Source organism: Amycolatopsis panacis, assembly GCF_003600245.1.
Classification (GTDB): domain Bacteria; phylum Actinomycetota; class Actinomycetes; order Mycobacteriales; family Pseudonocardiaceae; genus Amycolatopsis; species Amycolatopsis sulphurea.
Window position 1 is genome coordinate 84135 of the sequence record NZ_QZFV01000142.1, and the last position, 20655, is coordinate 104789.

At 69.7% G+C, this 20655-nt stretch carries 18 protein-coding genes; 11 read left to right on the forward strand and 7 right to left on the reverse strand.

Annotated features, from left to right (window positions below; genetic code table 11):
* Positions 1-254: 254 nt before the first annotated feature.
* Positions 255-548 carry a co-chaperone GroES gene (gene groES / locus D5S19_RS29730; protein ID WP_009072407.1) on the forward strand — a complete coding sequence of 98 codons (294 nt, stop codon included), beginning with the start codon at positions 255-257 and terminating at the stop codon, positions 546-548.
* 98 nt (positions 549-646) lie between these two features.
* Complete coding sequence (groL, locus tag D5S19_RS29735) at positions 647-2257, forward strand: chaperonin GroEL (RefSeq protein ID WP_120026660.1); 1611 nt, start codon at positions 647-649, stop codon at positions 2255-2257.
* A 713-nt stretch (positions 2258-2970) separates the two neighbouring features.
* On the opposite strand, the gene D5S19_RS29740 is transcribed toward groL, so the two are convergent.
* Complete coding sequence (locus D5S19_RS29740) at positions 2971-3273, reverse strand: WhiB family transcriptional regulator (RefSeq protein ID WP_170069712.1); 303 nt, start codon at positions 3271-3273, stop codon at positions 2971-2973.
* 247 nt (positions 3274-3520) lie between these two features.
* Here D5S19_RS29740 and D5S19_RS29745 point away from each other — a divergent pair, with 247 nt between their 5' ends.
* The 5 genes from D5S19_RS29745 (at position 3521) to D5S19_RS29765 (ending at position 8283) form a co-directional block, all read left to right on the forward strand.
* The gene (locus D5S19_RS29745; RefSeq protein ID WP_199730770.1) at positions 3521-4429 is read left to right on the forward strand and encodes a MerR family transcriptional regulator; all 909 of its coding nucleotides are present in this window, start codon (positions 3521-3523) and stop codon (positions 4427-4429) included.
* Between the two features lie 9 nt (positions 4430-4438).
* The gene (locus D5S19_RS29750; RefSeq protein ID WP_407641802.1) at positions 4439-5488 is read left to right on the forward strand and encodes a hypothetical protein; all 1050 of its coding nucleotides are present in this window, start codon (positions 4439-4441) and stop codon (positions 5486-5488) included.
* A gap of 131 nt (positions 5489-5619) precedes the next feature.
* On the forward strand, positions 5620-6216 hold the full coding sequence (locus D5S19_RS29755; protein ID WP_020662719.1) for a response regulator transcription factor: 597 nt from the start codon (positions 5620-5622) through the stop codon (positions 6214-6216).
* Positions 6217-6755: 539 nt separating this feature from the next.
* On the forward strand, positions 6756-7328 hold the full coding sequence (locus D5S19_RS29760) for a sigma-70 family RNA polymerase sigma factor (protein WP_098511513.1): 573 nt from the start codon (positions 6756-6758) through the stop codon (positions 7326-7328).
* A 1-nt stretch (position 7329) separates the two neighbouring features.
* Positions 7330-8283 carry an anti-sigma-D factor RsdA gene (locus D5S19_RS29765; RefSeq protein ID WP_120026662.1) on the forward strand — a complete coding sequence of 318 codons (954 nt, stop codon included), beginning with the start codon at positions 7330-7332 and terminating at the stop codon, positions 8281-8283.
* Positions 8284-8642: 359 nt separating this feature from the next.
* On the opposite strand, the gene D5S19_RS29770 is transcribed toward D5S19_RS29765, so the two are convergent.
* A complete protein-coding gene (locus tag D5S19_RS29770; RefSeq protein ID WP_199730771.1) occupies positions 8643-9038 on the reverse strand; it encodes a DUF5319 domain-containing protein in 396 nt (131 codons plus the stop codon).
* 128 nt (positions 9039-9166) lie between these two features.
* Between D5S19_RS29770 and guaB the strand changes: the two genes are divergently transcribed.
* The 3 genes from guaB to D5S19_RS29785 all read left to right on the forward strand — a co-directional run bounded on the left by guaB (position 9167) and on the right by D5S19_RS29785 (position 14071).
* Complete coding sequence (gene guaB / locus D5S19_RS29775; RefSeq protein ID WP_120026663.1) at positions 9167-10678, forward strand: IMP dehydrogenase; 1512 nt, start codon at positions 9167-9169, stop codon at positions 10676-10678.
* 191 nt (positions 10679-10869) lie between these two features.
* Entirely contained in the window at positions 10870-12009 is a 1140-nt protein-coding gene (locus D5S19_RS29780; protein ID WP_120026664.1) for a GuaB3 family IMP dehydrogenase-related protein, read from the forward strand.
* Between the two features lie 355 nt (positions 12010-12364).
* Complete coding sequence (locus tag D5S19_RS29785; RefSeq protein ID WP_120026665.1) at positions 12365-14071, forward strand: GMC family oxidoreductase; 1707 nt, start codon at positions 12365-12367, stop codon at positions 14069-14071.
* Positions 14072-14132: 61 nt separating this feature from the next.
* Here the strand turns inward: D5S19_RS29785 and D5S19_RS29790 are convergent, their stop codons facing one another.
* From D5S19_RS29790 to D5S19_RS29800, 3 genes are all read right to left on the reverse strand, one after another.
* Positions 14133-15578: an aldehyde dehydrogenase family protein gene (locus D5S19_RS29790; RefSeq protein WP_120026666.1), complete on the reverse strand. Its 1446-nt coding sequence runs from the start codon at positions 15576-15578 to the stop codon at positions 14133-14135.
* A 43-nt stretch (positions 15579-15621) separates the two neighbouring features.
* The gene (locus D5S19_RS29795; RefSeq protein ID WP_120026667.1) at positions 15622-16656 is read right to left on the reverse strand and encodes a zinc-binding dehydrogenase; all 1035 of its coding nucleotides are present in this window, start codon (positions 16654-16656) and stop codon (positions 15622-15624) included.
* Between the two features lie 124 nt (positions 16657-16780).
* Positions 16781-17329 carry a DinB family protein gene (locus tag D5S19_RS29800; RefSeq protein ID WP_120026668.1) on the reverse strand — a complete coding sequence of 183 codons (549 nt, stop codon included), beginning with the start codon at positions 17327-17329 and terminating at the stop codon, positions 16781-16783.
* Between the two features lie 120 nt (positions 17330-17449).
* Here D5S19_RS29800 and guaA point away from each other — a divergent pair, with 120 nt between their 5' ends.
* Complete coding sequence (guaA, locus tag D5S19_RS29805) at positions 17450-19006, forward strand: glutamine-hydrolyzing GMP synthase (protein WP_120026669.1); 1557 nt, start codon at positions 17450-17452, stop codon at positions 19004-19006.
* Between the two features lie 72 nt (positions 19007-19078).
* Here guaA and D5S19_RS29810 read toward each other — a convergent pair whose 3' ends face one another.
* Both D5S19_RS29810 and D5S19_RS29815 read right to left on the reverse strand, forming a co-directional pair.
* On the reverse strand, positions 19079-19300 hold the full coding sequence (locus D5S19_RS29810; protein ID WP_120026670.1) for a hypothetical protein: 222 nt from the start codon (positions 19298-19300) through the stop codon (positions 19079-19081).
* Positions 19293-20558 (reverse strand): PspC domain-containing protein, encoded by a 1266-nt coding sequence (locus D5S19_RS29815; RefSeq protein WP_233574240.1) that lies wholly within the window; start codon positions 20556-20558, stop codon positions 19293-19295. Before D5S19_RS29815 ends, D5S19_RS29810 begins: the two co-directional genes overlap by 8 nt.
* Between the last annotated feature and the right edge of the window lie 97 nt (positions 20559-20655).

Consider the following 20655-nt stretch of genomic DNA (forward strand, 5'->3'; position numbering starts at 1 on the left):
ACCAGAAAGACCTGATGGTGGACGGGAATGAACCCGGGCGTGGGAGTGTGGCCTTCTGCCGCTGCGACGACACCGTCAGGTGAGGATCGATGCTGTTCGCTCTGCGCGAGCGGGCCCTCCTTGCGAAGCTGGCACTCCCATGGATAGAGTGCTAATCGCACGGCCCGGACACGCCCCGGCACCCGCGACGGCGGGGGTGGTATGAGCCGTAAGTCATCATGCCGACGCTTTCGACGACCGTGGAGGTCAACCCGGTGAGCGTGAACATCAAGCCGCTCGAGGACAAGATCGTTGTCCAGACGAGCGAGGCCGAGGAGACGACAGCTTCCGGCCTCGTCATCCCCGACACCGCCAAGGAGAAGCCCCAGGAGGGCAAGGTTCTGGCCGTGGGCCCGGGCCGGATCGACGACAAGGGCAACCGCGTTCCGCTGGACGTGGCTGTCGGCGACGTCGTGATCTACTCCAAGTACGGCGGTACCGAGGTCAAGTACAACGGCGAGGACTACCTGATCCTCTCCGCCCGCGACGTGCTGGCCGTCATCAACTGACGCGTCACTCGCAGCGCAAAGACGCCCCGGGCCCCGCTCATGCCGGGGTGCGGGGCGTTTTGCGTCGCACGACACCCGAAAGGTAAGCGGAAAGCGCTATGCCCAAGCAGATCAGTTTCGACGAGGACGCTCGTCGCGCGCTCGAGCGCGGGGTGAACAAGCTCGCCGACGCGGTCAAGGTCACCCTCGGCCCGCGCGGCAGGCACGTCGTCCTCGACAAGAAGTTCGGCGGGCCGACGATCACTCTCGACGGGGTCACCGTCGCCCGGGAGATCGACCTCGAAGACCCGTTCGAGAACCTCGGCGCGCAGCTGGCCAAGAACGTCGCCACCAAGACCAACGACGTCGCCGGCGACGGCACCACCACCGCCACGGTGCTGGCCCAGTCGCTGGTGAAGCACGGTCTCCGCAACGTCGCCGCCGGCGCCAACCCGACCTCGGTCGGCAAGGGCATCGAGGCCGCGGCGGACAAGGTCGTCGAGGTGCTCAAGGCCCGGGCCACCCCGGTCAAGGGCCGAGAGAACATCGCCCAGGTCGGCACCGTGACCTCGCGCGACGCCACCATCGGCCAGCTGCTCGGCGAAGCCGTGGAGCGGGTCGGCGAGGACGGCGTGATCACTATCGAGGAGTCGTCCACGCTGGCGACCGAGCTGGTGATCACCGAGGGTGTGCAGTTCGACAAGGGTTTCCTGTCGGCGCACTTCGCCACCGACCCCGAGGACCAGCGGGCGATCCTTGAGGACGCCTACGTGCTGCTGCACCGCGAGAAGATCTCGGCGCTGGCCGATCTGCTCCCGGTGCTGGAGAAGGTCGTCGAGGCCAAGAAGCCGCTGCTGATCATCGCGGAGGACGTGGACGGCGAGGCGCTGTCCACCCTGGTGGTCAACTCGCTGCGCAAGACGATCACCGCGGTCGCGGTCAAGGCGCCGTTCTTCGGTGACCGCCGCAAGGCGTTCCTGGACGACCTAGCCGTGGTCACCGGTGGCGAGGTGGTCTCCGCGGAGATCGGCCAGAAGCTGTCCGAGGTCGGCCTCGCGCAGCTGGGCCGGGCTCGCCGGATCGTGGTCACCAAGGACGACACCACGATCGTCGACGGCGCGGGCACCAAGGACGCCATCGACGCCCGGACCGCGCAGATCCGCAAGGAGATCGAGACCACCGACTCCGACTGGGACCGCGAGAAGCTGCAGGAGCGGCTCGCGAAGCTTGGCGGCGGCGTGGCCGTGATCAAGGTCGGCGCGGCCACCGAGACCGAGTTGAACGAGCGCAAGCACCGCATCGAAGACGCCGTGGCGTCGACGAAGGCGGCCGTCGAGGAGGGCATCCTGCCCGGCGGTGGCTCGGCGCTGGTGCACGCGGTCAAGGAACTCGCCGGGCTCGAGCTCTCCGGCGACGAGGCCACCGGTGTGGCCATCGTCCGCGACGCGCTCACCGCCCCGCTGTTCTGGATCGCGACCAACGCGGGCCACGAGGGCGCGGTCATCGTGAACAAGGTCCAGGAGCAGAACTGGGGTCAGGGCTTCAACGCGGCCACCGGCGAACTCACCGACCTGATCGCGGCCGGCATCGTCGACCCGGTCAAGGTGACCCGCTCGGCCGTGGCCAACGCGGCCTCCATCGCCCGGCTCGTCCTCACCACGGAAAGCTCCGTGGTCGAGAAGCCGGTCGACGAGGAGCCCGAGGCCGCCGGTCACGGGCACTCGCACTGAGGGTTTCTCGGGCGCTTCGGCTGGGGCGGCCTTGGTCGCCTTCGCCGGCTTGGTCGCCTTGGTTGCTGCGGGTTCTCTGGGGCCTTGCGGTTTCCGGGCGCTGAGTTCGCGTCTCCGCCTCGGGGCGGTTCTCCTTCGGGAGGGCCGCCCCTTCGGCGTTTCTGGGGGTCGTTCGGTGGGTCTCCCGGATTTCTTGCTTGGCGCTCGGTGTCTGTGCTTGGCCTGCTCTCTGCTGGGTGCTCTGGCCTGCGTGTTTTTGGTTGTCCCCAACTCGTCGGTGCTGTGGATGACTTGGTGGATGGCCGGGTTTTGTCTGGTGTGGCGGATAGACTTGGGCTGGGGCTGTCCCCCCTGGGAGTGGCGGGGGCTGCTGAGGTTGGGGGGCTGAGGGAACTTCAACGAGTCATCCGGAATTCCACCGAGCCATGGAGCCTCAGCGGGTGGCGGGGAGGATGTGTGGCTCTGGCTGGTCGGCCGAGGCCGGGGTCCCGGTTCGTGAGGCGGGGCGTATCCGCCCGATAGGCAGCGTCGACGCCCGGGGTGGTGCAGCCGGGCAGGCCGCTGGACGGAAGCCGGCAACCCGCGTCAGGCCACAACGCAAGCGCGGCAGGCAGCCAAACGCACGGCGGAAGGCCCCGCGGCACCCACACGGCAACGCGCAGCGAAAAGGGCGGCGTCCGATGTGGACACCGCCCCGTCGCTGCCGTTGTGGGTCAGCTGTGCGCCATGGTCAGCGCCCGCTTGTCCTGCCGGAGGAGGTTTTCCCGCTCCGATTCGGAGAGGCCGCCCCAGATGCCGTACGGCTCGTGCACGGCGAGTGCGTGCTTGCGGCACAGTTCCAGCACCGGGCAGGACAGGCAGATCGCCTTCGCCCTCGCCTCGCGCCGGGCTCTCGCCGGCCCACGCTCTCCGTCCGGGTGAAAGAAGGACGCGCTGTCCATCCCCCGGCACGACCCCTCCAGCTGCCAGTCCCACATGTCCGCATTGGGGCCGGGGAGCCTGCGCGTGTCTGCCATCCTGACCGCCTCCGTCATCCGGTCGATGCCATTAGCTGCTCTGCTGTGGTGCCGATACTCCATTCGGTGCAACGGCCGTAACGTTAGAAGCGCGCCAATAGTTGTTCAATAGATCTGCGGCGATTCAGCCGTTAGGCATCCCCCGGATGTGTGAGCTGGGGTTTTGGTTCGGGTTGCCGGGGCCGCGAGTGGCCTGGATATTGACCGGGTGGGATCCGGATCGAGCGAAGGAGAACCCACCCTGCCGGTGGCCTCGGTCGCCCGTCGGCTCGGGGTCGCCCCGTCCACCCTTCGTACCTGGGATCGCCGCTACGGCCTCGGTCCCAGCAGGCACACCGACGGCCGCCACCGCCGCTACGGCAGCTCCGACATCGGCCGTCTCGAATTGATGCAGCGCGCGCTGCTTCGCGGTGCGTCGACGGCCGAAGCAGCGCGGTACGCGTTGGAGCAGATGCCGCGGGTCGAAGCCGTGCCGGTGCCGCCTGAGCCGGCCACAGTCGCCACGCCGAGTCCTGCGCCCGATGACGGCGAAGTACCGTCGCGCCTCGCGCGTCGGCTGAGCACGGCGGCGTTGGCCATGGACGTCGGCGCAGTACAGCGGATGCTCGCGGACGCCATAGACGAGCTGGGCGTATTGCCCGCGTGGTCCGGCGTTGTCGACCCGGTGCTCATGGCGCTCGGCGCGCGGTGGCGTGGCGTGCATGCGGGCGCCGAAGTGGAGTACATGCTGGCGGAGTGCGTGTACGCGGCCCTAGTACGGGCGACGCCAGTGCTTGACCAACCGCGTAACCAACGTCCGGTGCTGCTCGCGTGCGTACCTGAGGAACGCGACACGATGCCGCTGTACGCGCTGTCGGCTTCGTTGGCCGGTCGCCGGGTCGGTGCGCAGCTTTTCGGCACACCGCTGCCCCCGGAGGTGCTCGCGGTGACCGTACGGAGGAGCGCGCCGGCAGCCGTCGTGCTTTGGGCACGCCGTCGTGCTGCTGCCGACCCGCGGGTGTTCGCGCGGATATCACGTGGCCGGCAACGCAGCCGCCTGTTCGCCTGTGGCCCGGGCTGGGATCCGGTGTCGTTGCCGGTGAAGGTCGAGTTGCTTCCGGACCTGTCGATCGCTGCGGACCGCGTCGAGCACGTCCTTGTCGGTGGTCCGCGCTAAAAAGAGCGAGTGGACGAAGCGACCCTGACCGCCCTCGCGTTCGGCGACCCGCCATTGATCGGTGCCCGCCTGCTTTCCGGTGACGTGCCGGGGACCCCGCCCAGGCAACGCCTGCTGACCGCGATCGTTCTGGGTGCCCGCGGCCGGTACGCCGCCGCGACCACCCTCCTCGACCGGCTACGCCGCGAGCCCGATCCCGTCGTCGCGTCCTTCGCCGGCAGCACGCTCGCGTCCCACCGACGGCAACTCGGCGGCCACGCCGCTGCTCGGAAGCTGGACGGTGCGGCGTTGCTGTTGGTGGGAGCCGGGGCGTACGGCGCTCAGCCGGACTCTGGCCCAGGGCATCCCACCGGCGACCCGAAAGGCGCCGTTCGGCACCCGGCCGATCCGGACAGTGCTGGGCTGCCCACTGCCGTCACGGACGCAGCCGATCCGGCATCTGCCGATCCCGGCGGTGCTCGGACTGGAGCAACTCCAGTCGACCGAAGCGCGGCCGTGGGGACCAACCGTGCGAGCTTCGAACCCGACGGGCTGGACGTCGCGGGGGCGCGGGCGGACGCGTTGCTCGGTCTCGCGGCCGACAATCTCGCGCTCGGGCGGCTCGGAGCGGCTCGGCGGCTGGCCGTTCGGGCGGCTCAGGCGGACCGGCGGTGGCGGGCGGCGGTACGGGGCGGTTGGGTCGCCGCCGAGATCGAGTTGGCTGACGGGCAGCACGCGAACGCGGTCGCACCGGCGAGACGGGCGCTCGAAATCGCGCGGGTTCGCGGGGCACGGCGGCACGCGGTGAAGTCCGCGATCGTGCTCGGTGTGGCATTGACCGCCGCCGGAGAGGAAGGGGCGCTCGAGCTGCTCGGGGTGGCGCTCGAGGAGGCCGAAAAGTATGAACTTCATTCACTTACCTGGGTGGCGGCGCAGGTCACGGCGGACCTGGACACCGGGCACGCCGAACGGTATCGATTCAGAAGCCGCGAGGTGTTGCACGCAGTGTTACGGCAAGCCGATCCTTGCGTGATGCGGATCGCACGGGAGTCGCCGTGGGTGCCCGCGGGGGCCGGGTGAGCCTGCTGGAAGGGCGGTTCCGGCATCCGGGCTAAGAAACTTCAAAAAAAGCCACCGGATCGTGTCAAGGTTCGAGCTAAAGCGTCCGATAGGGGAAGTGGAATGTCACCCGGCTGCAGGAAGGAAACCCCGTGACGACGGTCTTGATCTGCGACGACCGACGCAGTGTCCGCGAAGGGCTCACCCGCGTGATGTCCGCGGTCCCAGGGGTCAGTCGCATCGACTGCGTAGCGCACGGTGACGAGCTGCTGGCCCGGTACACCCGTCAGCCGGTCGACGTCGTGCTGGTCGGGACGCAGCGCGCGGTCCCGACAGGCGTCGAAGCCACTCGTCGGCTCGTCTCCGCCAACCCCCAGGCGAACGTCATCGTCTTCGGTGCCCCGGACGACGCGGGCAGTATCGCTGCCGCGATCGCCGGCGGTGCCCGCGGCTACCTGCGCTGGGACGCCTCGCGTCCCGAGCTGGTCGCGGCACTCGCCCACACGCTCGCGAGCACTTCGGTGCCCGCGCCGCGGCAACCGTCCGACCCCGGCGTCCAGCTCACCGAGCGCGAGCTGCAGGTGCTGCGCGGCATGAGCCAGGGCAAGAGCAACGGCCAGATCGGCCGGGAGCTGTACTTGTCGGAGGACACCGTCAAGACGCATGCCCGCCGGCTGTTCCGCAAGCTCGGCGTGCGCGATCGCGCGCAAGCGGTGGCGCACGGCTTCCGCCGCGGACTGGTGTCCTGACCCCGGACGAACGGGTCGAGACGGGGTTGCCGAACCACAAGCCACGGTGACGACGGGCCAGGGCGTGAAGCCCTGGCCCGTACCTGTGTCCGGGTCCTCCGGCGCCCGGACGTGAAAGCGCCGGCCAAGCCCCGCGACAAGTCGAGACGCGCGGATAGTTCTGCCTGGTGGTACGCAGAGTGTCGCGGCTTGTCCGCGCGGTATCCGGATGGACCAGTCGCGAGCGGCCCATGCGTCCGGCTGCACCATGGCGCTGGGCCATTCGCTCTACGACGGCAGTATGGTTCTGTTGCTCCAGGAGGCCGTGGCTGATCCCACTCCGCTGGACGGGCCGCCGCCGCGAGTGTCGAAAACGCCGTTGAGCTGCGGTAACGGGTCGTCCGAAGCGGGCGGGCGGGCGGGTGGCCCGCCGGTCGCCACCTCTGGCGGTTGTCCGTCTCGACGTCGACGGTACGGTAACTGTGGCCGGTGGCTGGGCTGGATGACCACGCGCCGGATTGTTTGCACGCCTACACGTAACACTGGGACTGTTGTCTGCGATGGCCACTGTGGGGGATGGACTGGAAGAGTCAGTCACCGCCGCTGTCGAGGGAGAACCTCAGGCAGTCGAGCGGTTGCTTGCGGCCATCCGTCCCCTTGTGGTGCGGTACTGCCGCGCTCGGGTTGGTAGGCAGGAGCGTTCGTTCGCTTCGGCTGACGATGTTGCGCAGGAGGTGTGTCTCGCGGTGCTCACGGCGTTGCCTTCGTACCGTGACCAGGGCCGCCCCTTCCTGGCGTTCGTCTACGGGATCGCGCAGCACAAGGTCGCGGACGCGCATCGAGCGGCGGGCCGCAACCGCGCGGATCCGGTCGCCGAAATCCCGGACGAGGTCGAGAGCGGCGTCGGCCCGGAACAGCGTGCGCTGCAGGGCGAGCTGAACGAGCGGATGGCACAGCTGTTGCAGGTGCTGCCGGACAAGCAGCGGGAGATCGTCGTGCTGCGGGTCGTCGTGGGGCTGTCGGCGGAGGAAACCGCGGAGGCCGTCGGGTCGACACCCGGCGCGGTCCGTGTCGCCCAGCACCGCGCGCTGGCCCGGCTGCGCAAGGTGCTCGCCGCTGAGGAGGTGATCTGAAGTGGCCGACCACGACGACCGCGATCTGACGCCTTCCGCGCAGACCCGTGGCCTGACCGGCTACGAAGCCGAGGCCGACGGTGACCTCACGGCGATCCAGGCCGATGACGCACTGCTCGACGCACTCGGCGGTACCGATCCGGCGCTCGCCGACGAACTCGGCGACCAGGAACTCAACGCGCTCCTGCTGTCCTGGCGAAGGGACGTCGACAGCGAGCCGCTCGCCGAGCTCGTCGATGTCGGCACCGCCGTCGCCACGATGAAGAACGCCTCGCTGGCCCACCGGCAGGCCGCGCGCAGCCGAAGACGCCGCATCTTCGTCCCCGTGGCCGCCGCCTGTGCCGCCGCCGCGATCGCGTTCACCGGCACCGGCCTCGCCGCCCGGGACGCTCAGCCCGGAGACACGCTGTGGGGGCTCACGAAGGTCCTGTACGGCGATCACGCTCGTTCCGTCGAGGCCGCCGCCACGGCGAAGCTCGACCTGGAGAAAGCCAACCTGGCACTGGCGGACAACCGGCTCGCCGATGCCCGTCGCGCACTCGCCGACGCGCAGGCCGCGCTCAATCAGGTGACCGACGCGGAAAACCGCGATCAGCTCCTGGAGCAGCATCGCCAGCTGGCCGCGCAGCTCGGCGTCCCGGCCCCGCCGACCGGCGGGCAGCTGCCCTCGACGCAGGCGAGCGCGCCGCCGGTGAAGAACCCGCCGACCAGCCAGCCACAGCAGCAGCCCACCGCTGCCGCTCCGACGTCAGTGCCCGGTTCCGGCAGCACCAGCCAGCCGGCTCCGACGACCTCCGCGCCGCCCAGTTCGGTGACCACCGATCCTCCTGCGCCGAGTTCCAGTGCTCCGCCGCACGAACCGGGATCCGGCAGCGGCACCAACGGCAGCCCACGCAACGAGTCGACGCAGAACGGCACGGCGGCGAGCCTGAACGGCACGACCAGCGCTTCGTGACCTGGTCCGCCGAGATTGGCGTAGCCAACGGAAACTCGCGAGCCCTACGGTCGTGGTCCGGTCAGCCGAAGCGGCCTTCCGCACCGTCGAACGGGCGGAACGGCCCGATCGACGACCGGCCGCACGATCCGGGCTCCCGGGCCGGACCCGTTCGACCAGGGAAAACCGTCGGGATGCGGAGCGATCCAGGCACCCCGATCACACGCCGGGACCACGCGTCGAGACCGCCGCACCGGGCATCCCCTGATTGGGTTATCCACAGCTATCACCCCCTGTGGACAACCCTGTGGACAACATTCGGATACGGGGAAAAAGCCCTGGTGAGCAACCTCACCAGGGCGCGAAGGGGAAGACGACTGTCAGTAGGCGCTCTCGTTCGCCGTCACTCCGTCGGCGAAGCCCCGGCAGTAGTCCCAGCTCACGTAGTCGCCGGGGTTCGGGTCGAACGCCGGTTCGTGCGGGCGCATCCGGCCGTCCGACAGCAGCTGCTCCAGGCTGGCGCGCAGCAGGTGCCAGTCGTGGTAATGGGGCTCGTCGCACTCCCCGCAGTCGACCACGATGCCGCGGACCCCGCGTGGCTGCAGCAGTGCCTGGTAGACGGCGAGATCGGAGAGGTCGGCCAGCAGTTCGGTGCGTTCGTCCGAGCTGATCGGCTCGCCCGGCTGGTCGTCGGAATCGAGGAAGGCCCGGGCCGGGTCGTCCGGATCGTCCTGAAAGGGGTCGGGGGGCAACACATCGTGCGGCACGACCTGCACGCTACCCGCAGTGTGGCGCCCGTCCCCACCCGCCCGGGCCGGGGGCGCGGCGCGGATATCATGAAGGGAAGGTCCGAGCCCGTCCACCACCGCTCCGCTCACTCCCGCCAGGAAGGCCGTTCGCCCGCATGACCAGCGAAAGCATCACCCCCGCCGTGCCCAGCAAATTCGCGATGCTCGGCCTCACCTTCGACGACGTGCTGCTGCTGCCTGCCGAATCCGACATCATGCCCAGCGCGGTGGACACGAGTACCCGGCTCAGCCGCAACATCACGCTCAACGTGCCGCTGGTCTCGGCCGCCATGGACACCGTCACCGAGGGCCGGATGGCGATCGCGATGGCGCGGCAGGGCGGCATCGGCGTGCTGCAGCGGAACCTGCCGGTCGAGGAGCAGGCCGCCGCGGTCGAGGTGGTGAAGCGGTCCGAGGCGGGCATGGTCACCGACCCGGTCACCTGCTCGCCGGACGACACGCTCGCCGAGGTCGACGCGCTGTGCGCGCGGTTCCGCATCTCCGGTGTCCCGGTGACCGACGCGTCCGGTTCGCTGGTGGGCATCATCACCAACCGCGACATGCGGTTCGAGGTCGACCACACCCGCGTGGTCAGCGAAGTCATGACGAAGGCGCCGCTGGTCACCGCGCAGGTCGGCGTCACCGCGGAGGCCGCACTCGGCCTGCTGCGCCGGCACAAGATCGAGAAGCTCCCGATCGTCGACGGCGCGGGCAAGCTGCGCGGCCTGATCACGGTCAAGGACTTCGTCAAGACCGAGCAGTACCCCAACGCCAGCAAGGACCCGAACGGCCGGCTCATCGTCGGTGCGGCGGTCGGCGTCGGCGCGGACGGGCACAAGCGCGCCATGGCGCTCGCTGAGGCAGGCGTAGACGTGCTGATGGTCGACACTGCGCACGGACATTCGCGCGCCGTCGTCGACGCCGTACGGCTGCTGAAGCAGGAGCTGGGCGACACCGTCGACATCGTCGGCGGCAACGTGGCAACCCGCGCGGGTGCGCAGGCAATGGTGGACGCCGGGGTCGACGGGTTGAAGGTGGGTGTCGGCCCGGGCTCGATCTGCACCACGCGCATCGTCGCGGGCGTCGGCGTGCCGCAGATCTCCGCGATCTACGAGGCCGACCAGGCCGCGCGCCCGGCCGGGGTGCCGGTGATCGCCGACGGCGGCATCCAGTACTCCGGCGACATCGCGAAGGCGATCGCGGCCGGCGCGTCCACGGTCATGCTGGGCAGCCTGCTGGCCGGTACCGCGGAGTCTCCCGGTGACCTGATTCTGGTCAATGGCAAGCAGTTCAAGGTCTACCGCGGGATGGGTTCGCTGGGCGCCATGCAGTCGCGCGGCCAGGCGAAGTCGTACTCCAAGGACCGGTACGCCCAGGACGACGTGCTCAACGAGGACAAGCTGGTGCCCGAGGGCATCGAGGGCCGCATCCCGTTCCGCGGCCCGCTGGAGAACGTCGTGCACCAGCTCGTCGGCGGCCTGCGGGCGGGCATGGGCTACGCGGGTGCCTCGACGGTCGCGCAGCTGCAGGAGGCGCAGCTGGTGCGGATCACCGCAGCCGGGCTGAAGGAAAGCCACCCGCACGACGTCACGATGACGGTCGAGGCGCCCAACTACACGACCCGGTAGTCCGGTTTCCCGGCGCCGGGCGAGGTCTGGCACCGTACCGAGCCGGCGCAGATCCGGGTGGGTCGGCTGTTCGACCGGGAGCCGGTGCCGCACACCGATGTTTCGTTCTGAAACCGCCCCCCGTGCGCAGCTCACCGACCCCGGCTGGCGACAATGGACAGTGTTGTCGTCGGCTCGAGAAGGGACATCACGTGCGGGATCTGGTCGAGATCGGCATGGGCCGCACCGCTCGGCGGGCCTACGGCCTGGACGAGGTGGAGATCGTGCCGTCGCGGCGGACGCGGTCCTCGTCGGTGGTGTCCACGGCCTGGCAGATCGACGCGTACCGGTTCGACCTGCCGCTGATCACCCACCCCACGGACGCGATCGTCTCGCCCGGGACCGCGGTGGCGATCGGTGAGCTGGGCGGGCTCGGCGTGCTCAACGCCGAGGGGCTCTGGGCGCGGCACGCCAACGTGGAAGAGGCGATCTTCCGGCTGGTCCGGGCCGCCGAGGACGGGGAGGACCCGACCGCGGTCGTGCGGGAGCTGCAAGAGCTGCACGCCGCGCCGGTCCGGCTCGACCTGCTGACCGAGGCGATCAAGACGATCCGCGAGTCGGGCGTCACGGTGGCCGCGCGGGTCAGCCCGCAGAACGCCGCCGAGCTGACCCCGGATCTGCTCGCCGCGGGGGTGGAGATCCTCCTCGTGCAGGGCACGATCATCTCCGCCGAGCACGTCCAGCGGGACGCGGAACCGCTCAACCTCAAGGAATTCATCGGACGGCTCGACGTGCCGGTGATCGCCGGCGGTGTCAGCGACTACCGCACCGCGATGCACCTGATGCGCACCGGCGCGGCCGGCGTGATCGTCGGGCACGGCTACTCCGAGGGCGTCACCAGCACCGATCGCGTGCTCGGCATCGGGGTGCCGATGGCCACCGCGATCGTGGACGCCGCCGCGGCCCGTCGTGACTACCTCGACGAGACCGGTGGCCGCTACGTGCACGTACTCGCCGACGGCGGCATCACGAGTTCCGGCGACATCGCGAAGGCCATCGCCTGCGGCGCGGACGCCGTGATGCTCGGTGCGCCGCTCTCGGCCGCGTCGGACGCGCCGGGCCAGGGTCTGTACTGGACGGCCGCGGCCGCGCACCCGTCGCTGCCGCGTTCGCGGGTGGTCGCCGGTCCGGATTCGGAGTACGCCGTGGACCTGAAGACGCTGCTCTTCGGCCCGTCCTCGGACGCGGAGGGCGTGGTGAACCTGTTCGGTGCCCTACGCCGTGCGATGGCCAAGACCGGCTATTCGGATCTGAAGGAGTTCCAGCGCGTCGGCCTGACCGTGCGCGGCTGAGCTTGCTGGAGGGAACGGCCCCCGCACGCGCGGGGGCCGTTCCGCTCGTCCCGGCCGGGCAGCGTGTCCATCGCGACGGCGAGCGCTTCTGCGTCGATGGCGTACCAGGTCGTGCGGTCCCACGTGACCCGCCAGCCCGAATCCGACCGATGCCAGGTCAGCGAGCTGGCCGCCCGGACGCCGGTGCCGCGACGGTCTCTTCCAAGGTCTTCCAGCACCGATCTTCGGCCGGAAAAGCCGGGCCGACCAGGACGCGGTTTTCCTGGGAGCAGCACACCCCGGCTACGCGGAGTGCTGTGACCCGCCGGTAACTTACCTCTGGTCAGGAGGCCTCGCCGGGGTTACGCTGCGACCTGTGACTGCCAGTAACACCACCACTGTGCGGACCGAACCGGACTACGACGTCGTCGTGGTGGGCTCCGGATTCGGGGGCAGCGTCGCGGCGTTGCGGCTGACCGAGAAGGGCTACCGGGTCGCGGTGGTCGAGGCCGGACGGCGGTTCGCCGACGACGAGTTCGCGAAGACCTCGTGGGACCTCAAACGGTACCTGTGGGCTCCGCGGCTGGGGTGCTACGGAATCCAGCGCATCCACTTGCTCAACAACGTGATGGTGCTGGCCGGCGCGGGGGTCGGCGGCGGTTCGCTGGTGTATGCGAACACGTTGTACCGCCCGCTCAAACCGTTCTACACCGACCGGCAGTGGGCACACATCACCGACTGGGAAGCCGAGCTGGCGCCGCACTACGACCAGGCCGGGCGGATGCTCGGCGTGGTCACGAATCCGACCAGCACGCCGTCGGACGTGGTGATGCGCCAGGTCGCGCAGGACATGGGCGTGTCCGAGTCGTTCCACCCGACACCGGTCGGGGTGTATTTCGGCAAGCCCGGTGAGCCTGTCGCCGACCCGTACTTCGGTGGTGCGGGGCCGGATCGGGTCGGCTGCACGGAATGCGGCTCGTGCATGACCGGTTGCCGGGTCGGGGCGAAGAACACGCTTGTGAAGAACTACCTGTACCTCGCGGAAAAGGGCGGTGCGAAAGTCATCCCGCTCACCACGGTCACGTCGGTGTGCCCGGATGGCGCGGGATATCAGGTCACCCTGCAGAAGACGGGTACCCGCTCGCGGCGCTTCCGCGCCACGGTGACCGCTTCCCAGGTGGTGTTCGCCGCCGGTACCTGGGGAACGCAGAACCTGTTGCACCGTATGAAAGACACTGGTTTGCTGCCGAAGCTGTCGCGCCGGCTGGGTGAGCTGACCCGGACCAACTCCGAGGCCATCATCGGGGCCGGACGCGCCACAGTGGACGAAAGCCGCGACTTCTCCCGCGGTGTGGCGATCACCTCGTCGATTCACCCGGACGACAACACGCACATCGAGCCGGTGCGGTACGGCAAGGGCAGCAACGCGATGAGCCTGCTGCAGACGGTGGCCACGGACGGCTCGTCGGAGATTCCCCGCTGGCGGCAGGCCGTCACGTTCCTGGCCAAGCATCCGGTGCAGTCGGCCAAGCTGCTCAACGCGTATCGCTGGAGCGAGCGCACGGTGATCCTGCTGGTGATGCAGAGCCTGGACAACTCCATCACCACCTACACCCGGCGTGGCCTGTTCGGCAGGCGCAGATACACCTCCCGGCAGGGCCACGGCGAACCGAACCCGAGCTTCATCCCGGCCGGGCACGAGGCGAACGAACGTGCCGCCGAGCACATCGGCGGGATCGCGGGCGGTACCTGGGGGGAGATCTTCGACATCCCGCTGACCGCGCATTTCATCGGCGGGGTGCCGATCGGCGACAGTGCCGGCTCCGGGGTGATCGATCCCTACCACCGCGTCTTCGGCTATCCCGGACTGTCCGTTGTGGACGGTTCGGCGATCACCGCGAACCTCGGGGTGAACCCCTCATTGACCATCGCCGCACAGGCCGAGCGCGCGTTCTCGTTCTGGCCGAACAAGGGCGAGCCGGATCGGCGTCCGTCGCAGAGCGAGGGCTACCGGCGGCTGGACCCGGTGACGCCGAAGAACCCCGCCGTGCCCTCGGACGCGCCGGCCGCGTTGCGACGCTGAGACTGCGGGCTGTGAAGGGTCCCTTCACAGCCTCTGAGTCTGTGAAGGGTCCCTTCACAGACTAGAGTTCCACGCCGGTGAAGACGGTGACGTGTTCCTCGGTGAGGTCGTGCATCGCCGCCAGCACGCCTTCCCGGCCGACGCCGGAGCCCTTCACGCCGCCATAGGGCATCTGGTCCGCGCGGTAGGACGGCACGTCGCCGATGATCACGCCGCCCACCTCCAGTTCCGCGGAGGCGTGAAAAGCCAGCTGTACGTCGCTGGTGAACACGCCGGCCTGCAAGCCGTACGCCGAATCGTTCACTGCCGCAAGAGCTTCATCCACACCGTCCACAACGGACACTGCCAGGACCGGCCCGAAGATCTCTTCCGCCCACGCTTTCGCATCCGCCGGAACATCGGCGAGCACGGTCGGCGCGACCGAGGTGCCCTCGCGGGTCCCTCCGGTGAGGACGCGAGCGCCCCCGGCCACCGCTTCCTCGACCCAGGCGATGATCCGTTTCGCGGCCGCCTCGTCGACCACCGGGCCTACGTCGGTGTTGCGGTCGTACGGATCGCCGGTGTGTTGCGCTTCGACCGCCTCCACCAGCGCGGGCACGAACTCGTCCGCGATCGCCGAATCCACGATCACCCGCTGCACCGCGATGCAGGACTGCCCGGCCTGATAGTTGCCGAAGGTCGCGATCCGGTGCGCGGCGCCCTCCGGATCCGGCCAGTCGCGCAGGACTACCGCGGCCGCGTTGCCACCGAGTTCCAGCACCACATGCTTGCGCGGGGCGGCGTCCGCGATGGACCAGCCGACCGGGCCGGACCCGGTGAACGAGACCACCGGCAGCCGTGGGTCGGCGACAAGGGCCCGGGTTTCCTCGTTACCGAGCGGCAGCACGGAAAACGCACCCTCGGGCAGGTCCGTCTCGGCGAGCAGTTCACCGAGCACGAGCGCGGACAAGGGGGTGCGCGGCGCGGGCTTCACGATGATCGGCGCACCGACCGCGAGCGACGGCGCGACCTTGTGGGCCACCAGATTCAGCGGGAAGTTGAACGGGGCGATGCCGAGGACCGGCCCGCGCGGTACTCGTCGGGTGAGCGCCAGTCGTGCGTCCCCGGACGGGTCGGCGTCGAGCCGCTGCACCTCTCCGCTGAACCGGCGGGCCTCTTCGGCCGCGATCCGGAAAACCGACACCGCCCGGTTCACCTCGGCCTCGGCCCATTTGAGCGGTTTTCCGTTCTCCGCGGTGATCACCTCGGCGATCTCCTCGGCGCGGGCCGCAAGCCCGCGGGACACGTGCTCCAGCGCGCCGGCACGCAGATGCGCCGGGCTGCGCCGGAATTCCTTGGCGACGCCCGCCGCCGCAGCCACCGCCCGCTCCACCTGCTCCGGACCGGGCACCGCGACGGTCGCCACCTCGCTGCCGTCCAGCGGGTGGTGCACCTCCAGCGTGCTCGCGCCCTGCTCGGCCTTCCCGGCGACCCATGCCGCCCGCGGCTGTGGGGTGATCGTGTCCATGCGCACCAAGGTATTCGGCCTCGCGGGCCGTGGCACGTCGGCGTCAGAACGCCACGAGCACCTTCAGCGCTTCACGGTCGGCCATGGCCTGATAGCCGGTCGGCACGTCCTCGATACCGACAGTCCGGTCGAACACCCGGCCCGGCTGATAACGGCCTTCGAGCACGTCCGGCAGCAGCTCCGGGATGTAGTGCCGAGCCGGCGCCACACCGCCGGTGATGGTGATGTTGTTCAGGAACACCGGTCGCCCGATCGGGCCCTCCGGGTACTGCGGCACACCTACGCGGCTCAGCGCGCCGCCTGGCCGCACGACGCCGAGGCCCATCTCGAACGCGGGCAACGTGCCGACGCATTCCAGCACCGTGTGCGTACCGCGCGCGGCCGTCAGCTCGCGGACCTTCTCGACGCCCTCCTCACCACGTTCGGTGACCACGTCCGTGGCGCCGAACTCGCGGCCGAGGTCGGTGCGCGCTGGGTGCCGCCCCATCAGGACGATCTGCTCGGCGCCGAGCCGCTTCGCGGCCAGTACGGCGGAGAGGCCTACCGCGCCGTCTCCGATTACCGTCACGGTCTTGCCCTTGCTGACGCCCGCAGTGACGGCGGAATGGTGCCCGGTGGGGAACACGTCGGACAGCGTGAGCAGCGAAGCAAGCAACTCCTCGTCCTCAGTGTGTGGCAGCCGTACGAGCGTGCCGTCTGCCTGTGGCACGCGTACGGCCTCGCCCTGCCCACCGTCGACGCCCGGCTCGCCCCAGTTGCCGCCGTGCAGACACGACGTCTGCAGGCCTTCGCGGCAGAACTCGCAGGTGCCGTCGGAGTACTTGAACGGCGCGACGACCAGGTCGCCCCTGCGTACGCCGGTCACATCCGCGCCGGTCTCCTCGACGACGCCGAGGAACTCGTGCCCGATCGGCCTGCCGTGCTCGCGGGCGGGCAGGCTGGCGTAAGGCCACAGATCGCTGCCACAGACGCACGCGCGCACGACCCTGACCACGGCGTCAGAGGGCTCTACCAGCTTCGGGTCCGGCACGGTCTCCACCCGGACGTCGCCCGCGCCGTAGATGAGTGTCGCTCGCATGAAGATCCTTTCCAGATCGGTCGCCCCACCTGGTTGTGAGTCCTCAGCGTGGGAATTCATTCCCCTTGGCGCATCTTTGACCGGGGAAAGTGACTGATGTCCGGGCTCTTCTGCGCGCCTGCGCTCAGCGATTTCGGTAGAGGTCGCGCAGCAGGAGTACTTCGGCCGAGTGATGGATCGCCTCCCGGTTGATGTGCAGGATCAACGCCGCGAGCGGCGCATCCGCGTACGGCCCTTCGGCCGGGCCGCACGGCCTCGCGAGCCCTTCGGCGTCGAGCCCGCGTACGCCCTCGATCCAGTTCGCGTACGCGTCGTCGAGCTGCTTCAGCGCTTCGGTAGCTGTACCTGCGTACGGGAAGGTGTCGTAGCTCATCGGCGGGCCGCCGAAATGCGACGCCGCGCGCATTCCGAGTACGCCGATGATGATGTGCGACAGCCGCCACGCGATCGTGGTCACCGGGGGCGGCGTCGGCTCGGGGAAGGCGAAGTCGACGGTGAAATCGCCGGATCCCGGGCCGTCCGGATTCTCCGCACGTGGGCGGATGGTCCAGCAGTCCGGCACGGGCTGCCAGAAGTACTCCTCGTCGGTGATCCCGTCCAGCCTCGAACGCACGTGGTGCTGCCAGTGCCAGTCGAGCTGATCGTGCAATTCGGTGGTCCAATCGACAGTCATACCGGCACGGTAGGCCTGATCGCGGTCAGGCGCGGTCCTCGTTCCGGGGCCAGCGCCGACGTGACCCGGCCCACCTGGGACGATGGAGGTCAACGTGCTCATTCGCCTGGAGGTCGTCAGTTGGCCACTCCCACCGGCCCGGTACTCGTCATGGACTTCGGGGCGCAGTACGCCCAGCTGATCGCACGGCGGGTGCGTGAGGCGCAGGTCTACTCCGAAGTCGTGCCGTCCACCTCGACCGCCGACGAGCTGCTGGCCAAGAATCCGGCGGCGATCATCCTCTCTGGCGGCCCGTCCAGCGTGTACGCCGACGGCGCACCCGGGATGGACCCGAAGCTGGTCGAAGCGGGCGTACCCATTCTCGGCATCTGCTATGGCCACCAGCTGCTCGCGAAGACACTCGGCGGGGTCGTCGAGCCGACCGGCGTGCGCGAGTTCGGCCGCACCGACGTACGGACCATCGGCGAGGGCGGCGTGCTGCACGCCGGGCTTCCCGCGCACCAGACGGCGTGGATGAGCCACAATGACAGCGTCACCGAAGCGCCCGCGGGCTCGGTTGTCACGGCCTCCTCGGACGGCGCGGCGGTGGCCGGCTTCGAAGACGTCGAACGGCGTTTCGCCGGCGTGCAGTACCACCCGGAAGTGGCCCATTCGCCGCACGGGCAGGAGGTGCTGCGCCGGTTCCTGCACGACATCGCCGGTATCCGTCCGCAGTGGACCACTTCGTCCATTGTGGACGAGCAGGTATGGCGGATCGCCGAGCAGATCGGCGACGGGCGGGCGATCTGCGGGCTGTCGGGCGGGGTCGATTCGGCGGTCGCCGGCGCCCTCGTGCAGCGCGCCATCGGGGACCGGCTGACCTGCGTGTTCGTCGACCACGGCCTGTTGCGCGTGGGGGAGCGGACGCAGGTGGAGCGCGATTTCGTGACGGCCACCGGGGTCAACCTGGTGACCGTGGACGCGCGGGAGCGGTTCCTCGACGCGCTGGGGGGGGTCACCGACCCGGAGGAGAAGCGCAAGATCATCGGGCGCGAGTTCATCCGGGTGTTCGAGCAGGCCGAGCGCGACCTCAAGGCGCAGGGCGACTACAAGTTCCTGGTGCAGGGCACGCTCTACCCGGACGTGGTGGAGTCCGGCGGCGGCGAGGGCACCGCGAACATCAAGAGCCACCACAACGTCGGCGGCCTGCCGGACGACCTGCAGTTCGAGCTGGTCGAGCCGCTGCGGCTGCTGTTCAAGGACGAGGTCCGCCGCGTCGGGCTCGAACTGGGGCTGCCCGCGACGATCGTGGGCCGCCAGCCGTTCCCCGGCCCCGGGCTGGGCATCCGGATCATCGGCGAGGTGACCGCGGACCGGCTGGAGACGCTGCGCGCGGCGGACGCGATCGCCCGCGAGGAGCTCACCGCGGCCGGACTGGACCAGGAGATCTGGCAGTGCCCGGTGGTGCTGCTGGCGGACGTGCGCAGCGTGGGCGTACAGGGCGACGGCCGGACTTACGGTCACCCGATCGTGCTGCGTCCGGTGTCCTCGGAGGACGCCATGACCGCGGACTGGACCCGCCTGCCGTACGAGGTGCTGGAGCGGATCTCGACCCGGATCACCAACGAGGTGCCCGAGGTCAACCGCGTCGTCCTGGACGTGACGAGCAAGCCGCCGGGCACCATCGAGTGGGAATAGGCCTCATCAAGGCTGTGAAGGGACCCTTCACGGACTCTGCGTCCGTGAAGGTTCCCTTCACAGCTTTTCGGGTCAGCGCCGCCGTTTGCCGAACGACGCGACGAGCATCAGCAGCCCGATGAACACCGCGCCGCCCGCGACGATCCAGCGGAAGTCGAACGACGGCAGCCAGCTCGTGCCGTCACTGAGCACGTAACCGGAGACCAGCAGGGTCGCGATCCCGGCGACGAGGGTGAACACGTCCACTCCGCGGCGGCGGGCCGGGGCGTTCGGTTCGTCGTAGTTCTCAGCCACGGTGCACCTCCACTGTGCCCACGCCGTTCGTGACGTGAAGCGTGATCTGCTGGCCGCCGACACCGTCTTCTCCGTTGTCGGTGCCCGTCAGCGGGGGCTGGCCGACGCCGTCGGACGAGCGGTTGAAGCAGTTGACGTTGCCTGCGCTGGTTTCGCAGCTGTAGGTCACGTCCGCGTTCGCCGGCACCACGATGTTGGTATCGCCGGCGCCGTTGTTGACGGTGGTGGTGATCGGGCCGGTGGGCGGCAGCTGAGTCAGGTCGAGGTTGAGCTGCCCTGCCGCGTGGTGATACTCCGGCTGCAGTTCGGCCACCGAACGCGGCGTGGCGCTCAGGTCGCCGACCCCGCCTCGCAGATCGAGATCGCCGAAGGTACTCGTGGTGAGCAGCATGCCGACGATCGACAGCGGCACGGCCAGCCCGACCAGCCCCCGCGAGCCGCGGACGAACGCGCCCGCCACCATGCCCACCCCGAGCACCGCGAGCACCATCCCGATGATGTGCTGCAGGGAGAACCACGGCACACCGTTGAGGTTCAGCGCGATCCCGGTCCCGGCCACGATCACCGCCAGCCCGAACACGGCCGGCCCGATCTTCGAATTCCGCAGCCGTTCATACTCCGGCTCGGGCGGCACCGGCGGGACGGGCGGGCTCGGCGCGGGCAGATCCCAGCCCGCCGGATCGGCGGCCAGCGGATCCCAGCCCGGTCCCGCGGCCGCAGTGGCGGACGTGGTCGCGTCGCTGCTCATGGTGAACGCTCCGGTTCCGGCCTCGGCCGGTCCCGCCGCGAACGCGGCGACCGGAACGGGGCGATTGTCCTGCCCGCGGCTGCGGTGCAGGAGGTAAAGACCAAGAGAGAGCAGGGCCAGCCCGATCAGCCCCCCTCCGTCGAACCAGCCCCCCGTGAACGTCAAACCGAGCACCGGGAGCAGAGCAATGGCCAGCACCAGGGCGAAGCCCTTCGACATACTGGAGCGACCCCGCCCGGCGAGCGCCTCGATTCCCGAGACCTCGTCCCCCTCCGCCGGGAACAGCAGCCAGCCCAGCAGGTAGAAGGCCAGCCCGAACCCCCCGAACACCGTGGCCGCGACCAGCGCCACCCGGATGACGACCGGATCGATGCCGTACCGATTCCCCAGACCGGCCGCCACCCCGGCCACCTTCCGCCCGGATTGCGGGCGCCGCGGCCGGCTACCCCAGAAGTCCTTGACGGTCTCCTCGAACCCGTTCAGCGGATTCCCCCTGGACACAGCACTCATACCGAAGAGCATGCGGGACCCGGCGGGGCGACGCATCGGGGGTGGTCCCTGAGTTTCCCCGGAGGTGGTCCGGGGTTCGGCGGCGGGGCGGTGGCTA

Coding starts and splice junctions, on each gene's coding strand:
- D5S19_RS29815 (WP_233574240.1), bottom strand. CDS start 20,558: ATGAGTGCTGTGTCCAGGGGGAATCCGCTGAACGGGTTCGAGGAGACC.
- D5S19_RS29800 (WP_120026668.1), bottom strand. CDS start 17,329: ATGACTGTCGATTGGACCACCGAATTGCACGATCAGCTCGACTGGCAC.
- groL (WP_120026660.1), top strand. CDS start 647: ATGCCCAAGCAGATCAGTTTCGACGAGGACGCTCGTCGCGCGCTCGAG.
- guaB (WP_120026663.1), top strand. CDS start 9,167: ATGACCAGCGAAAGCATCACCCCCGCCGTGCCCAGCAAATTCGCGATG.
- D5S19_RS29760 (WP_098511513.1), top strand. CDS start 6,756: ATGGCCACTGTGGGGGATGGACTGGAAGAGTCAGTCACCGCCGCTGTC.
- D5S19_RS29795 (WP_120026667.1), bottom strand. CDS start 16,656: ATGCGAGCGACACTCATCTACGGCGCGGGCGACGTCCGGGTGGAGACC.
- D5S19_RS29740 (WP_170069712.1), bottom strand. CDS start 3,273: ATGGCAGACACGCGCAGGCTCCCCGGCCCCAATGCGGACATGTGGGAC.
- D5S19_RS29790 (WP_120026666.1), bottom strand. CDS start 15,578: ATGGACACGATCACCCCACAGCCGCGGGCGGCATGGGTCGCCGGGAAG.